The following is a 15,176-nucleotide window of genomic DNA, read 5'->3' on the forward strand; positions in this document are numbered from 1 at the left end:
GGATGGACGGGGCGGGAACGGGCAGGCGCGATGTCGAGCCGGTGATGGTGGAGCTGGGCGAACATGAAGAGGTCGAAGCGGTTGCGGATGCCAAGCTTGCCGAAAATCGAGGTCAGGTGGTTGCGCAGCGTCTGCTCGCTGATCCCCAGCGTGTGCGCAATCCTCTTGTTCGAGGCGCCCGCCTCGCTCGCGAACGCCGCCACGATCGCGCCTTCCTTGCGCGTCAGCGCAACGATCCGCTCGGTGACGGGATCGGCAAACGCCGGCTCCGCCTGCACGAAGCTGGTCACGACGCGTCCCATCGTCTTGCGCGGCAGCCACAGCTCGCCCTCGTGAACCTTCTGGATCGCCTTGAGAATGGTCGCTGTCGGCTGCTCCTTGTACACCACGCCCCGCGCCCCATGGAAGACCGCCTCGTCGACGGCGCCCCGGTCGTGGGATGCACCGACGAAGACGATCATGTGGAGGCCCGCCGTCTTCAGCAGTCCGGGAATCAGCTGGATGCTGGAAGCCTTGCCGAGGCAGAGATCCAGCAGGACGACGTCGGGCCGGCTCTCCCGTGCCAACTTCAGCGCATCCGCGCCGTTGTCCGCCAGGCCGGCCACCTCCATGCGCGGAAACTCGCCGCCGATCAGTTTCTCCAGCCCCCACAGGACGATCTGGTGGCTGTCGATCAGCAAAACGCGGATGGGCGAGTCGGAAGAAGCGTGCATGGGGCTGTTTTCATGACCTCTTCATTTAAGGAAAGCATAGCACACTTATGCATGAGTATTGTCAACATCGATCGGAGCCGGTGGCGTCCACGATGGAAGAAGGCTGCTCTGCGGCCACGGCTGGATGAGGGCTTCGGCGGAGCGCCGATATCGATGCGGCCACCGGCTGAAACCCGACGGTGGCCGGCGGTTTCATGATTCCCGGGAAGAATCACGATGATGTGCGCCGCTTCTTGCATAAAACAAATGAGAATCATTCGATAAAAATGGTATCCATGTACTGCAGTGTCGTAGTATGATGGTACTGAGCTGAGCACTGGATGCTTGCATTCGATGCTTTCGAGCGATCGGATGAGTGTTCAGGAAGGGGACATGCGCTCACTCCATGCGAGCGCCTCCCTGCACGGTGCCTTCCCGCGGGGACGCAGGCGCCCCTGAACAGGCTCCGCTGATTTCAATTGTTTTTTTAGATCGTCCGTAATACTGTCACATGCCGCGCGCCGTGAGTCCCGTGGCGCAGGAAGGTTCTGCCGGGGCCTGGCCGCCTCGTCCCAGCTTCACGTCAACACCCACAACAACCATCAACGGATAGCGATTTGCTTCACGGACTACGGGCGTGCCGTATTCCTGAAATAAATCCATGCTTTACTTTATGAGTCTCTCCTGGAGAGGCTTGAAGGCGACTGGCTGTTTCCGTCCCATCGGCTATAGACGAGACGGGAGATCGACGCCCGCTGTGGCTTTTGCCACATCGGCGGCAGCCGGGTCGGCCTTCCAATGGAGGGAAATGAAAAAACGCGCCGGTCACCCCATGGAGCTCTGGCCGGCGGCTGAATAAGAAAAGAGGCGCGAAGCCTCTGGTTGATGGCCTTGGTCCTCTGTATCCGGTCACCATCCACGGGGTTTCGATGCCGACGGCAGCCATCTGCCGCCGTTATCGTCAACCCGGGATTGACTTGTTGCGGGCGGATCGAGGCGTGCATGTCCGACGTGGGTTTTCCCGGTAGGGTGGCAGCGGCCGCCAGGCCGGGAATGAATATCAATATCGCTTAAAGGAGTGATTGAATGACTTCAGGAAAGATACTGTCCCGGCTGGTTCCCCTGGCCGCGATATGCATGTTCACGCTGTCGATCGGCACCGCCGGCGCGCGGGACGATCAGGGAGGCGCGAAGAACGGGCCGCATGGTCAGGAAGGCCAGTCATGGGCAAGGAAGGACAGCCTGCGCGAAAGGGATCGCTTCGTGCCCGACGACGACTACTCGCGCTTCCAGCGCAGGCGTCGCCACGATCCCGAGCCGCTGCCGGTCTACGACTATCCGAGCGTCTACAACGAGTACATCCAGCCCATCGCGACCGCCATCGACTACCACAATGGCGCGTTGTATCTGTTCAACTACGAGACCGACGACCTGATCATCGTCGATCCCACCACCCTCGCCGGCTGGCCCGGGAACCTGCCCCTGCAGCATACCGTGGTGACGCCGGACGGTACCAGGATCTACATCACATCGGACAACACCAAGGACCATCCTTCCTACATCATCGCGCTGAACGTGAACAGCGTCGACTGGAACGCCAGGGCAGTATCTCTGACGGTGGACGCGGTGCTGGCGGCCGACACGCCCAACCTGCCGTCGGAGCTGCCGTTCGTGGAGCCGGTCAACAAGGTCCAGGCCATCCCCAACTGGCTGGTAGGCAGGGGCACCCAGATCCACGGCCCCACCCTGCTACCCTATTCCGACTACATATATTTCACGGAGTTCACCTCGGACCGGGTGCGCGTGGTCAATCGCAAGACCAACCAGTTCGCCAGTGTCGATCCCATCGTCATTCCCGGTTATACCGAACAGACGCACGGCGTGAATTTCAACCGCTCCGGCACCCTCGGCCTGGGCACGGGCTACTTCTTCGACAACAGCGTGATCGACGTATACAAGCCCAACCGGGAGACGGCCGAACTGCAGGTCGTGGGACAGATCCGGCTGGGGAACGAGAAGCGGCACGCGGCATTCACCCACTTCGTATACTGGCTGGATGAGCGCTACGCCGTGACCGCTTCGATGCAGTTCGACAAGACCTCCCTGACGCCGGCGAACACGAAGCAGATCATTCCGCCCAGCGTCTGGCTGCTCGACACCCTGGAAGGCACCGCCAAGGAGATCGTCAGCTATACGCGGAATGTCAACGGACACGGCGTGTTCCGCTCGGCCTCCGATCTGGCGGTGGTGAACGGCAAGCTCTACATCGCGGAGGAGGATTCGCTGGACTTCACCTTCGCCGATGATGGCTACATCTCGGTGTTCGACCTGACCGACCGCGAGAAGCCGAGATTCATCAAGCGGCTCAAGCCCGGCATCGACCTGCCCAAGGGCTACGCCGTCGCCCACACGATCAGTCCGACCGTGGATCACCACTACCTGATGGTCGCGAGCTGGGTGTCCGGCTACGTGATCAAGATCGACACGGAGACGGATACCGTGGTCAAGGTATGGGGACCCAAGGATGGCCTGATCAAGCCGCACGGCATCTACGCTTCCGGGGGCCTGCGCTGATTCGCGACTGATCGCTGCAAGCGGTCCATCTCCCTCCGTGCTCATGCGCACGGAGGGAGATGGACCGTCCCTATTCGAGCGAGGTAACGAGATGATCACTAAAATTCATGCGAGGTGGGCGCGCCGGGCGGTGCGCCGTGCCTCGAACGGATGTCGCGCTCTTCTGGCGGGCATTCTGCTGCTGTCGATCCATGCCGATATCCAGGCGGCGGCCATCGTCCTGTCCAAGCCGGTGCCCCTGCGGGCGGAAACGCTGGCCCAGATCAGGCAGGCGCGTACCGAGGGCGATCCCGCGTGGAAACTGATCGTTTTCGGATTCACGCACTGCAAGGATGTCTGTCCCATGTCCCTGGCCAATCTCTCCCTCCTCGTCAAGGCAGCCGCGGATGAGCGGATCAGGCTCGGCGGGGTGTTCGTGACGGTGGATCCGGACAGGGACACCAACGATGTCCTGTCCGGCTACGCCAAGAGCTTCGGTGCCGACATCGCCTACCTGCGCTTCGAGGGCGACCACCTCGAGCGCTTCAAGGCTGCCTTCGGAGTGGAGACCGTTTTCTATACCAAGAACGCCGGAAACATGAGCCATTATCAGGTCGATCACAGCACCACCGCGTTCCTGGTCGATCCCGGCGGCAACATCCGGGTCATGTTCGATGCGCTGAAGGACGTCGAGGATATCGCGGGCATCCTGCGCGGGAACAAGGCATTGTTCGGGTCATGAGGCACAGTGCAGCATTGTTGCTGCTGTTCATGGCGATCGCCGGTACACCCGTATCGGCCATGCGGATCGATGCCGATCCCCGGATCATCGTCTCGTTCATGGACAAGTCCCTGCCCCCGGAACTGGACATCCTGCAGGTGACGGTCGACCTGTCCGCCGACAACCATCTGGTCTTCGAGGTCAAGACCAGGGGAGAGCGGGTCGATGGTGACGGCGCGGACTATCTGCTCCTGCACATACGTCATGGAAAGGCGCGCGTACTCCTCATCCCGATCAACCAGGGAAAGGGAGACGCGATAGCGATGTACGAGAGTGCGCTGCAACCGGGAATGCAGCCGGCGCTGCCGAGGATACTGGAAGAGCCCGGCTCGCTGGCAGGCTTGGGCGCCAGGCGCATCTCACGGGGAGCGGAATTCAGGGTTTCCCTCGACTGGATCGATTTCGGCGACACCTTCGGTTTCGATGCATACACCGTGCGGGCGGACGAGCACCAGGGGATCCTCGAAATCCACCAGATCTACGATCAGGCGGGCAAGGGGCGGGACCAGGAAAGATTGCCGTCCGCCATCACCCTGTTGAACCGGCTGTGCACGCCGCAGCGGCTGCGGCCGGAATAGCTGGGGATGGCGGTGATGGCTTGCTACCGGAAAAGCCATGGTGATGGGTTGCGCGTTGCTCCACCCCTCCTACGGGAAAGGGCGGGAGCTATAGATGTCAGGTTGCTACGGGAGCTGAAGAAAATGTAGGGTGGGTGAAGCGGAGCGCAACCCACCGAATCCATGGAACCGAGGGGCCGATGAGGGTTATTCCGATGATGGGTTGCTATGGGGACTTTCCACAGGTTTTGATGGGTTGTGCGTTGCTCCACCCGTCCTGCCGGGAAAGCCATGGTGATGGGTTGCGTTGCGCTCCACCCCTCGTGCCCTGCTGTGCACGCGCAGGGCTGCGGCGAGTAGGGAGATTTCATCCGGCGGTGAGGACGGAAACGCTGGAGTTGGGGAACGGTTCCGGTAAAGTCCGTGCGCATATGAGTAAAAGTGATTGATTTTCCCAATAGTGCCGCTTGCGGCCATTTGCATGGCAGGATATGATCTTGAGTCCGGTGCCGTTGACCTTGGATGCGGGCGCTACATGATTCCCGGGAGGACATTGCACAGTCCAGCCCTGGCATGGTGAGCGCCGCCATGCGGGCCTCTTCTCGCAGGTCGCCGCGAGGCGTGCCGCCCGTATTCGTGCTCCCTCATCCCAGCGTGCGGAATCCAGGCCGGTAACCATTCTGTCACGCGCACCCGGTACACTCGGTGCGGCAAGTTCATGAACGGATCAAGAAGCATACGTATGAGATACCGTAGCGTCCAGCGCCGTGCATCGACGCAGAAGGGGTTCACGCTGCTCGAATTGCTGGTCGTCATGGTGATCATCGGATTGCTGGCCGGTTATGTGGCGCCCAAATATTTTTCCCAGGTGGGCAAGTCCGAGGTCAAGGCCGCCCAGGCGCAGATCGATGCCATAGAAAAGGCGCTGGACCAGTATCGCCTGGACGTCGGCCGCTATCCTGCCACGGAGCAGGGCCTTGGCTCATTGGTGACACGTCCGGCCAACGAATCGAAATGGCAGGGTCCTTATCTCAAGAAGATGGTGCCGCCCGATCCCTGGGGACGGCCGTATGTTTACAGGAACCCCGGTGAACACTCGGAGTTCGACCTGTATTCCTATGGAAAGGATGGCCAGCCTGGCGGATCGGGCGACGCGGCGGACATCACCAACTGGTAGGCCGGTATGCGCTACGAAGTGAAGGCCGTACTTGCGCGACAGGGTACGGTATTCCTGGAACTCGACGCGGAGAACGAGGACGACGCCCGCCTTCAGGTGGTCTCGCAGGGCGGCATGGTGCTGCAAGTACGGCGCAGGTTTGCCGGCTGGATGCCCCGGTCCCGGCTGCGTTTCCCCCTGGCGCACTTCAGCCAGGAACTGCTGTCCCTGCTGGAAGCCGGGCTCAGCCTCGTGGAAAGCATCGAGACGCTGCTGGACAAGGAGCGCGATCCCGCCGTGCGCAAGGTCATCGAAGGCCTGCTGGGACGCCTCTATGAAGGCGTCACCCTGTCGAGCGCGCTGGAGTCCTACCCCCAGGCGTTTCCTCCTCTCTACGTCGCGACCGCGCGGGCCAGCGAGCGTACCGGCGACCTGCCCGAGGCGCTGACGCGCTTCATCGGCTATCAGGCGCAGATGGATCTGGTGCGCAAGAAACTGATCGGAGCCTCCATCTATCCCGTGCTGCTGCTGGTGATCGGGCTGCTGGTGGCGGTATTCCTGCTCATTTTCGTGGTGCCGAAGTTCAGCGCCATCTACGAGGACATCGGCTCGGATCTTCCCTGGCTGTCGGTCATGCTGATCGAGTGGGGACGCTTCGTGCACGAACAGGGATGGCAGTTCGCCATCACCGCAACGGCCCTGCTCGCCGCGACCGTCTACGGCGTCACGCGCCCCGCGTTCAGGATATGGTTCAACCGGCAGTTGTGGCGCGTTCCCGCCATCGGAGAGCACATGCGGGTATACCAGCTGGCCCGCTTCTACCGCACGCTGGGCATGCTGCTGCGCGGCGGCATCCCGATCACGCGGGCGCTGGAAATGGTCAGCGGCCTGCTGCAGCCGCACTTTCGGCCCAGGGTGCAGGCGGCGGCCGTGCGCATCAAGGAAGGCAAAACGATCTCCAGCGCCATGGAAGCGGAGGGACTGACCACCGCGGTCGGGGACCGGATGCTGCGGGTCGGGGAAAGAACCGGCCTCATGGGAGAAATGATGGAGCGGATCGGCAATTTTCACGACGAAGAGATCTCGCGCTGGGTGGAGTGGCTGACGAAGCTGATCGAACCCGTGCTCATGGCGGTGATCGGCGGCGTGATCGGCGGGATCATTATCCTCATGTACATGCCGATCTTCCAGCTGGCGGGGAGCGTCAATTGAACCGCATGGCCGAAGCCGCCATCCTGTCGCTTCCGGCGGAGATGCACCCCGAAAACGCAGCCGGCGCCGCTTCCGCGCCGGAATCGCCGCAGCCCGCCCCGATTCTTGTGAAGGAGCAGCTCGAACAGGCGCGCCGGGAGGCGTCGAGCCGGGGGGTTTCCGTCATCGCGATGCTGGAGGAAGCCTGCGGCCTGGCGCCTGAACAGCTGATGCAGGAGCTCGGCCGGATGCTCAGGATGCCGGTCCTGTCCATGGAGGAATTGCGGGAGCTCCATCCCGCATTCGAGATGCTGCCGTTCAACGAGGCGGTGACGCGGGAGTGCGTCCTGCTGCGGCAGGAGTCGCGATACCTGCTGGTGGTGGGCAATCCGTTCATGCCCAACCTCGGTTCGTGGGCGGACGACCGGTTCGACGTCGCGCCGGCGTGGCACCTGGCCCATCCCGCCGATCTGGCGGCCTTCTTCGCTCTCCAGGAAAAGACCATGCGCGCCATGGACAGCGTGCTGCCGGCGGCGGAGCGCGGCGTTGCCAAGGCGGGCGAGGAAGACCTGTCGCTCAAGACCATCAACGAGGGCAGCAGCCCGGTGGTGCGGCTGGTGCACTCCACCCTGTACGACGCCCACAAGTCGCAGGCGAGCGACATCCACCTGGAAATGGTGGCGGGGGCGCTCTCGATCAAATACCGCATCGACGGCGTGCTGACCGCGATCGGCGTGGTGCAGGGCGCGGATACCGCCGAGCAGGTCATATCCCGGATCAAGGTGATGTCGGACCTGGACATCGCCGAGCGCCGCGTTCCCCAGGACGGACGCTTCAAGATCTCGATCCAGGGGCGGGAGATCGACTTCCGTGTCTCGATCATGCCCAGCATCTTCGGCGAGGATGCCGTGCTGCGGATCCTCGACCGCCAGGCGCTCGCCGACCACGTCGAGGGGTTGACGCTGAACCACCTCGGCTTCGACCAGACGGCCATCGGCAATTTCCGCCGCCTCAGCTCGGAGCCCTACGGCATGCTGCTGGTGACCGGCCCGACGGGCAGCGGCAAGACCACGACCCTGTACGCGGCGATTTCCGAAGTCAACGACGGCCAGGACAAGATCATCACCATCGAGGATCCGATCGAATACCAGCTGCCGGGCGTGCTGCAGATACCGGTCAACGAGAAAAAGGGACTCACCTTCGTGCGCGGCCTGCGCTCCATCCTGCGCCACGACCCCGACAAGATCATGGTGGGCGAGATACGCGACCCCGAGACGGCGCAGATCGCCATCCAGGCGGCGTTGACCGGCCACCTCGTGTTCACCACGGTGCATGCCAACAATGTGTTCGACGTCATCGGCCGCTTCGCGCACATGGGCGTGGACCCCTACAGCTTCGTGTCCGCCCTGAACGGGATCGCCGCCCAGCGGCTGGTGCGCCTGCTGTGCCCGCATTGCGCGGTGGAAGAGCGTCCCGATGCGGAACTGATCGCGGAATCGGGCATCACGGCGGAGCAGGCCGCTGCCTTCCGCTTTCGCGTGGGCAAGGGATGCGGGCACTGCCGCGGCAGCGGCTACCGGGGACGCAACGCCATCGCGGAAATGCTGATATTGAACGACGAGATTCGCGAACTCATCATCGCCCGGGAACCCATACGCCGGATCAAGGAAGCGGCGCGCCGCAACGGCACCCGTTTCCTGCGCGAGGCGGCTCTGGAGATGGTGAAGCAGGGTCAGACGAGCTTGCAGGAGGCCAATCGTGTCACCATCGTGGCGTGAGCGGATACGGGTTTTCTTCGCCGCCGGCCGGGTGAGCCTGGTACGCTACGCGCGCGGTTTGAAACCGCGTCCGGGCGTGCGTCAGGAGGCGGCGTGCGGGCACCCCGCGTCCCCCGCCTGGGAGCCGGCGCTGCAGCAACTGGACCAGCTGCTCGCAGGCGCGGCCCGCGCGGACGTGACCATCACCCTGTCCAACGCATTCGTGCGCTACGTGGTGCTGCCGCCGCAGCCACAGATTCTGGTCCCTGCCGAACTCGACGCCTACGCGGCCTTTCGCATGCGCGAGGTCTACGGGGAGCGGGTGGCCGGCTGGGCGCTCAGCGTGAGCACCTGGGATCCGGGCGGAGGCGGCGTGTGCGCGGGCATGGATGGCGTCCTGCTGCAGCAGCTGCGCGATCTTGCGGCACGGCACAAATGCCGCTTCCAGGGCGTGATACCCTACCTCTCGGACAGCTTCGACGGGTGGCGCAAGCGGTTCGGCGGCGGGCACGTCCGGTTCGCACTGGTGGAAGCCGACCGTCTCTGCCTGGCCTCGCTGGCCGGAGGCGTCTGGCTGGGAATACGCAACCAGCGCGTGCGCAGCGACATGGCGGAAGAGCTGCTCGCCGCGCTGGACCAGGAGGCCATCCTGCACGCCCCGCGCGGAGACGACGTGGAGCAGGTGCACCTGTTCGCGCCGGCGCATCCCGCACTGGCGTTGCCGCCCGATTGCGGCTGGCGGCTGGTGGCGTTGCCGGGGGATGCCTTCCCCGTGCCGCTCCACTACCCGTCGCCGCCCGCGCCGCTGGAGGAAGCCATAGAATGCGCAGTCTGAGCCTGAGGTTTCCCGACGCCGGCCGGGAGGCCCGCAGTGCCGGATATGTCCTGCTGGCGGCCGGAATCGCGGCGCTGCTCGGCGTACTGCATCAGTATCAGGAAGCCATGGAGGAAGTCGCCTACTGGGATACGCGCATCGCCTCCATGGATCGCCAGGTGCAGAGGAAGACGGCCCCGTTCGCGGCGCCGGCAAAGGGGGGGCGGGAAGCCAGGCAGGAGATCAGGAGGGCCAACATGGTGCTGAACGAGATCGCCCTGCCATGGGGTGCGCTCTTCGACTCCGTCGAGCGCGCCACCGGCCAGGACGTGGCCCTGCTGGCGTTCCAGCCGAATGCCGCCGGCCGCACCATGCGCATGAGTGGCGAGGCGAAGGGCATGCCGGCATTGCTGGGTTTCATCGGCGCCCTGGAACGCGAGCCCGTCCTGGAGGACGTCTACCTGCTCAAGTACGAGATCAAGCAAGACGACCCGCAGCAACCGATCGTTTTTTCCGTGATGGCTTCATGGATAGAAGCGTCCTGACACGCGCGCTGCTGCGGCTGCGGTGGCAGACCGAGCGCCTGGGCGGCACGGGGAAGATCGGCTTCGGGCTGCTGATTTTCTCCGTGGTGTTTTTCTTTGCCGCGGTACTGCCGCGCCATGCCGAATCGCGTGCGCTCAGGGAGCAGGCCGAGGCGGCGCGCCTGCACCTTCGCGCCGAGCCCATGCCCGTATCGGTCCGGAAAGTGCAGCGGGACCAGGGGCTGGGCGACTTCTATGCGTTTTTCCCGGGCATCGATTCCACGCCGCACTGGATCGGAGAGCTGGTGCAGGCAGCGGCGGCGGCGCATGTCGAACTCAGCGGCAGCGAGTACCGCATGGTGCGGGATCAGGGGTGGAAGCTGGCGCGCTACGAAATGATGCTGCCGGTGCGCGGAAACTACTCCCAGATACGCGCCTTCATCGGCGATTCGTTGCGCGTTGCGCCCGCCGTTGCGCTGGTGGACATGGCCATCAAGCGCGAACACGTGGGATCGGATCTGCTGGAAGCGAATCTCAAGTTCCATCTTTATCTCAACGAGAGCAGGAAACGATGAGTCAGGCGGGAAAGACACGCGCCGGGTGGCTGGGAGCCGCACTGCTGGCCACGCTGCTTGCAGCCCGCTGGGTGAGCGGCGGGGACGACGACACCGAGTCCGCTCCCGAGGCTTCCGGCCCGGCGTCGTCGGCACAGGGCGACAGGAGCGTCCCGGCCGTCGACGACGACACCGCCCAGCTGGCGCTCGAACGCCTGGAACGCAGGGAATTCGCCGCTCAGGCCGGCGAGCTGTTCAGCAGCCAGACGTGGCTGCCGCCGCCGGTGCCGGAATCGGAGCGTCCGCCCGCGCCACCGCCGCCGCTGATGTTCAAGTACCTGGGCAAGGTGGTCGACGGGGACGAGACACGGGTCTTCCTGTCGCTGTCGGATCGCAACTACATCGTCAAGGCCGGCGAGAGGATAGACAGCCAGTACCAGGTGGACGAGGTGACCGACCATGCCATCACCTTCACCTATCTGCCGCTCAAGGCCAAGCAGATGCTGGCGATAGGCGGCATGCCGGGAGGGCGCGCGCAGTGAGGGGGGGAAAATTCGTCCTGGCCGTGATGATGGCGCTGGCGCTGGCCGCGTGCGCCACCAACAAGGCCTTCGAAGAAGGCAAGAAGCTGATCGCCGAAGGCAACCTGGACATGGGTCTGGAGAGCCTGGAGCGGGCGGCGCGGGAAGAGCCGGGCAACCTGCAGATCCGCGCGGTGCTGGCGCGCCAGCGCGAGGCCGTGGCGAACCGCCTCCTGGCCGAGGGCGAGAATGCCCGCGCCCTCGGCAACCTGGAAGCCGCGGAGGAGAAATATCGCCACGTGCTCAGGCTCAACCCGCGCAACGAACGGGCCCAGGCCGGCCTCGACGCCATCGAAAGGGATCGACGCCATGCCGAAGAGCTGGAGAAGGCGCACGCGCTGCTGGAGAGCGGCGACTACTCCGCCGCCGAGACAGCGATCTGGTCGGTGCTGCGGGAGAGTCCGCTGCAGCCGGACGCCCGCCGGCTGATGAAGCTGATCAGCGACCATGAGCTGCAGCGGGGAGACCTGGAGCAGCCCGTGCTGAAGACCGGGTTCAAGCAGCCGATCACGCTCGAGTTCCGCGATACCGGCCTGAAGTCGGTGTTCGAGATCATGGCGCGCACCTCCGGCATCAATTTCGTGTTCGACAAGGACGTGAAGCAGGACAGCAAGACCAGCGTCTACCTGCGCAACACCCACGTCGAGGACGTGCTCAAGCTGCTGCTGCTGACGAATCAGCTGGCCTACAAGGTACTGAACGAGAACTCCGTGCTGATCTACCCCAACACACCCGCCAAGCAGAAGGAATACCAGGAGCTGGTGGTGCGCAGCTTCTACGTCTCGAACGTGGACGTGAAGCAGATGGTCACCATGGTCAAGGGAGTGGTCAAGACCAAGGACATCCACGTCGACGAGAAGCTGAACCTGTTCGTCATGAAGGACACGCCTGCGGCGATCCGGCTGGTCGAGCGGCTGGTGGCGCTGAACGACCTGGCCGACCCGGAAGTCATGCTGGAGGTCGAAGTGCTGGAAATCGGGCGCAACAAGATACTCAACCTCGGCATCCAGTATCCCGACAAGATGAACGTGAGCATGCTCAACGCGGCCTCGACCACGATCGGCGCCCCGCCGCCCGACATGTTCGAGATCAGCAGCTCCGGCATCAATCGCAGCGGTTCCAACCTGGACCGGTTGACCGGATTCATCGCCAACCCGGCGATGATCGTCAATCTCAAGAAGACGGACGGCATCATCAACGTGCTTGCCAACCCGCGGATACGCGTCAAGAACCGCGAGAAGGCGAAGATCCTGATCGGCGACAAGGTCCCGGTCGTCACCACCACCGCCACCGCCAACGTCGGCGTGGCATCCTCGGTGAGCTACCTTGAAGTGGGCCTGAAGCTGGATGTCGAATCGATCGTGTCGCTGCAGGACGAGGTGACGATGAAGGTCGGCCTGGAGGTCAGCAACATCGTCAAGGAGGTGCCCGTGGCGGGGGGCGGGCTCGCCTACCAGGTCGGCACCCGCACCACCGAGACCACCCTGGCGCTGAGGGACGGCGAGACCCAGATACTGGCGGGGCTGATCAACGACGATGAGCGCACCACCTTCACCAAGGTGCCCGGCCTGGGGGATCTGCCCTGGATAGGCCGGCTGTTCCTGAGCGAGAGCCGCATACGCAACAAGACCGAGATCGCGCTCCTGATCACGCCGCGCATCGTGCGCAACATTTCCCGGCGGGGCAAGTCGGAAAGCGAATTCCACTTCGGCACCGAAAACACCGTCGGCCCGTTGCCGGTGACGATCGGCAAGGTCGCGCCGCGCTCCCTGGCCATGTCCTCCCGGCCCGGCGCGGTGACGCTCTCTGGGCGCGAGAGCCTGGCCGCGGCGCGGGAGAGCCGCATGGCATCGGACGAGTCGGGGTCTGCGCCCGCGCCGGCTCCCCAGGAGGTGGGGCCGTCACTGTTCCTCAACGTGCCGGAACAGGCTGCGCCCGGCAAGGACTTCAGCGTCAGCGTGGGCCTGACGGGGGCCGGGAGCCTGCCCGCCGCCGAGTTCGAGCTGGGCTACGACGCGACCCAGCTCGAGACGCTGGACCCGAGCGGCACTCCCGGATCGCGCCAGCTGAAGCTGGGCAAGGGCGGGGGGGCGGTCGACGTGAGGTTCCGCGTCATCGCGCAGAAGCCCGGAACGGCGGAGGTGAGCGTACGGAACCTGACCCTGCAGGCGGAGGCGGGAGAGTCGCCCCCCGAAGTCACGCTGCCGCCGCCGGTGAGCATCGAAATCCGCTGACGCATGACGACCCCGATGCCGGTTCCTGGCCCGGCGCGCTGCCAGGGGTTTTCACTGGTCGAACTGACGGTCGTGATGGCCATCATGGCGGTACTGGTGTCCTCGGCCATGCCGCTGTACGAGCTGAACATGCAGCGCGAAAAGGAGAAGGAGCTGCGAGTGGCGCTGAGGCAGATCCGCGAGGCGCTCGACGCCTACAGGAAAGCAGTGATCGACGGACGCATCGCCAAGAAGGCGGACGACGAATCGGAATATCCGCGCAAGCTGGAGGACCTGGTCGCCGGCGTGCCCGACGCCAAGGATCCGGAAAAGCGCAACATCTACTTCCTGCGCCGGCTTCCCCGGGATCCCATGTCCGCCGATCCCGAGCTGGCGCCTGCCCAGACCTGGGGTAAGCGCTCCTACGAAAGCCCCCCCGACGACCCGCAGGAAGGCGAAGACGTATTCGACGTATACTCCCGATCCCAGCAGGTCGGCCTCAACGGCGTGCCGTACGACAGGTGGTGAGCCATGCGCAGGTGCTGCGTCCAATCCATTCGGGCAGTCGTGCGGCGACTTCGGCCTGATCCCGCGGCTGGCCCGGGGAACGGGAGAGCCGCCGGCTTCACCCTGGTGGAATTGCTGGTCGTCATGGCCATCATCGCCACCCTGCTGAGCATCGTCGTGCCGCGCTACTTCAATTCGCTCGACCGCTCCCGCGAAGTGGTGCTGCGCCAGGACCTGAGCGTCATGCGCGACGCCATCGACAAGTTCCACAGCGACACCGGCGAATACCCGGCGGAACTCGCCGAACTGGTCGAGAAGCGCTATCTGCGCTCCATCCCGGTCGATCCGATGACGGAAAGCGCCGAGACCTGGGTGGTCGTGCCTTCCCCCCGCGGAGACGAAGGCGTCTACGACGTACATAGCGGCTCGCCCGACGAGGCGCAGGATGGCACCCTCTACGAGACCTGGTGAGCGTCGCGCGCAGCCCCCACGGCCCGCGTGCCGGGCGGGCGGGGAAGGCGGGTTCACCTATGTCTGGATGCTGTTCGTGGTGGCGCTGGCCGGCATCGTCCTGGCCGGCGCCGCGCAGGTATGGAAGACCGAGACGCAGCGGGAACGGGAGACGGAGCTCCTGTTCGTGGGAGAACAGTTCCGGGAGGCGATCGGATCGTACTACGAGAATTCCCCCAGCGCAGCCAAGCGCTTTCCCGCCAGCCAGGAGGAACTGCTCGCCGACCGCCGTTTTCCGGCGGTGCGCCGGCACCTGCGCCGGATCTACCTCGACCCCATGACGGGCAGGGCGGAATGGGGGCTGATCATCAAGCCCGGCATCGGGCTCGTCGGTGTCCACAGCCTTTCCACCGAAAAACCCATCAAGCGGGCGAATTTTCATGAACGCTACGCAGCATTCGCCGAGGCCCGCAACTACCGCGAGTGGCTCTTCGTCTACACGCCGGGCGAAGCGGGCGGCACACCCCAGCCGGGCTCCCCTCCCGCCGCCGGCACCGGGACGGACCCCGCAGCCGGCGCAGGAGCCCTTGCCGGAGCCGATCCGCGGCCTGGCCCGGCCTCCCGCTTCGGACTACAATCCCGGGACCGTCCCGGTACCTCGCCCCTCGCCCCCTCCCCGGACGCGCCCGCCGCGCCTGATCCGGCGTCCCCCTTCCTGTCGGATCAGTAGGGATAGGATGGGTAGGATGGATGGAGCGCAGCCCACCCGTCACCATGGCTTTTCCGGTAGGATGGGTGGAGCAACGCGCAACCCATCAAAACCTGTGGAAGGTCCCCCGGAGCAAC

General features: G+C 64.5%; 15 protein-coding genes. 14 read left to right on the forward strand and 1 reads right to left on the reverse strand.

Translation table 11 applies throughout. The features are described from left to right. Positions 1-713: response regulator (locus tag BT108_RS12175; protein WP_143142491.1), on the reverse strand; the 713-nt coding region annotated here is incomplete at its 3' end. A gap of 1,065 nt (positions 714-1,778) precedes the next feature. On the opposite strand from BT108_RS12175, the gene BT108_RS12180 reads away from it, so the two are divergent. From BT108_RS12180 to BT108_RS12245, 14 genes are all read left to right on the forward strand, one after another. Then, the gene (locus tag BT108_RS12180) at positions 1,779-3,266 is read left to right on the forward strand and encodes an LVIVD repeat-containing protein (protein ID WP_255369719.1); all 1,488 of its coding nucleotides are present in this window, start codon (positions 1,779-1,781) and stop codon (positions 3,264-3,266) included. A 91-nt stretch (positions 3,267-3,357) separates the two neighbouring features. Next, positions 3,358-3,987, forward strand: a complete 630-nt coding sequence (locus tag BT108_RS12185) for an SCO family protein (RefSeq protein WP_083566434.1) — start codon at positions 3,358-3,360, stop codon at positions 3,985-3,987. After that, entirely contained in the window at positions 3,984-4,604 is a 621-nt protein-coding gene (locus tag BT108_RS12190) for a hypothetical protein (RefSeq protein ID WP_072294844.1), read from the forward strand. The genes BT108_RS12185 and BT108_RS12190 overlap by 4 nt, the downstream gene beginning before the upstream one ends. A gap of 721 nt (positions 4,605-5,325) precedes the next feature. Beyond that, positions 5,326-5,760 (forward strand): type II secretion system major pseudopilin GspG, encoded by a 435-nt coding sequence (gene gspG / locus BT108_RS12195; RefSeq protein ID WP_072294845.1) that lies wholly within the window; start codon positions 5,326-5,328, stop codon positions 5,758-5,760. A 6-nt stretch (positions 5,761-5,766) separates the two neighbouring features. After that, positions 5,767-6,951, forward strand: a complete 1,185-nt coding sequence (locus BT108_RS12200) for a type II secretion system F family protein (protein WP_072294846.1) — start codon at positions 5,767-5,769, stop codon at positions 6,949-6,951. Positions 6,952-6,956: 5 nt separating this feature from the next. Then, entirely contained in the window at positions 6,957-8,708 is a 1,752-nt protein-coding gene (locus BT108_RS12205; protein ID WP_369817149.1) for a GspE/PulE family protein, read from the forward strand. Further along, positions 8,689-9,522: a hypothetical protein gene (locus BT108_RS12210; RefSeq protein ID WP_072294847.1), complete on the forward strand. Its 834-nt coding sequence runs from the start codon at positions 8,689-8,691 to the stop codon at positions 9,520-9,522. The genes BT108_RS12205 and BT108_RS12210 overlap by 20 nt, the downstream gene beginning before the upstream one ends. Beyond that, a complete protein-coding gene (locus BT108_RS12215; protein WP_072294848.1) occupies positions 9,510-10,046 on the forward strand; it encodes a PilN domain-containing protein in 537 nt (178 codons plus the stop codon). Before BT108_RS12210 ends, BT108_RS12215 begins: the two co-directional genes overlap by 13 nt. Continuing rightward, positions 10,028-10,600: a hypothetical protein gene (locus BT108_RS12220; protein WP_072294849.1), complete on the forward strand. Its 573-nt coding sequence runs from the start codon at positions 10,028-10,030 to the stop codon at positions 10,598-10,600. The genes BT108_RS12215 and BT108_RS12220 overlap by 19 nt, the downstream gene beginning before the upstream one ends. Next, positions 10,597-11,121: a secretion system X translation initiation factor gene (locus BT108_RS12225; RefSeq protein WP_072294850.1), complete on the forward strand. Its 525-nt coding sequence runs from the start codon at positions 10,597-10,599 to the stop codon at positions 11,119-11,121. Before BT108_RS12220 ends, BT108_RS12225 begins: the two co-directional genes overlap by 4 nt. After that, positions 11,118-13,394, forward strand: a complete 2,277-nt coding sequence (locus BT108_RS12230) for a secretin and TonB N-terminal domain-containing protein (protein ID WP_083566436.1) — start codon at positions 11,118-11,120, stop codon at positions 13,392-13,394. The genes BT108_RS12225 and BT108_RS12230 overlap by 4 nt, the downstream gene beginning before the upstream one ends. A 3-nt stretch (positions 13,395-13,397) precedes the next feature. Then, positions 13,398-13,901 (forward strand): type II secretion system protein, encoded by a 504-nt coding sequence (locus BT108_RS12235; RefSeq protein WP_072294851.1) that lies wholly within the window; start codon positions 13,398-13,400, stop codon positions 13,899-13,901. Positions 13,902-13,904: 3 nt separating this feature from the next. After that, a complete protein-coding gene (locus BT108_RS12240; RefSeq protein ID WP_072294852.1) occupies positions 13,905-14,351 on the forward strand; it encodes a type II secretion system protein in 447 nt (148 codons plus the stop codon). Further along, positions 14,326-15,060 carry a type II secretion system protein gene (locus tag BT108_RS12245; protein WP_177257316.1) on the forward strand — a complete coding sequence of 245 codons (735 nt, stop codon included), beginning with the start codon at positions 14,326-14,328 and terminating at the stop codon, positions 15,058-15,060. Before BT108_RS12240 ends, BT108_RS12245 begins: the two co-directional genes overlap by 26 nt. Positions 15,061-15,176: the final 116 nt, after the last annotated feature.

The sequence above is a fragment of the Nitrosovibrio sp. Nv17 genome (assembly GCF_900119085.1).
Classification (GTDB): Bacteria; Pseudomonadota; Gammaproteobacteria; order Burkholderiales; family Nitrosomonadaceae; genus Nitrosospira.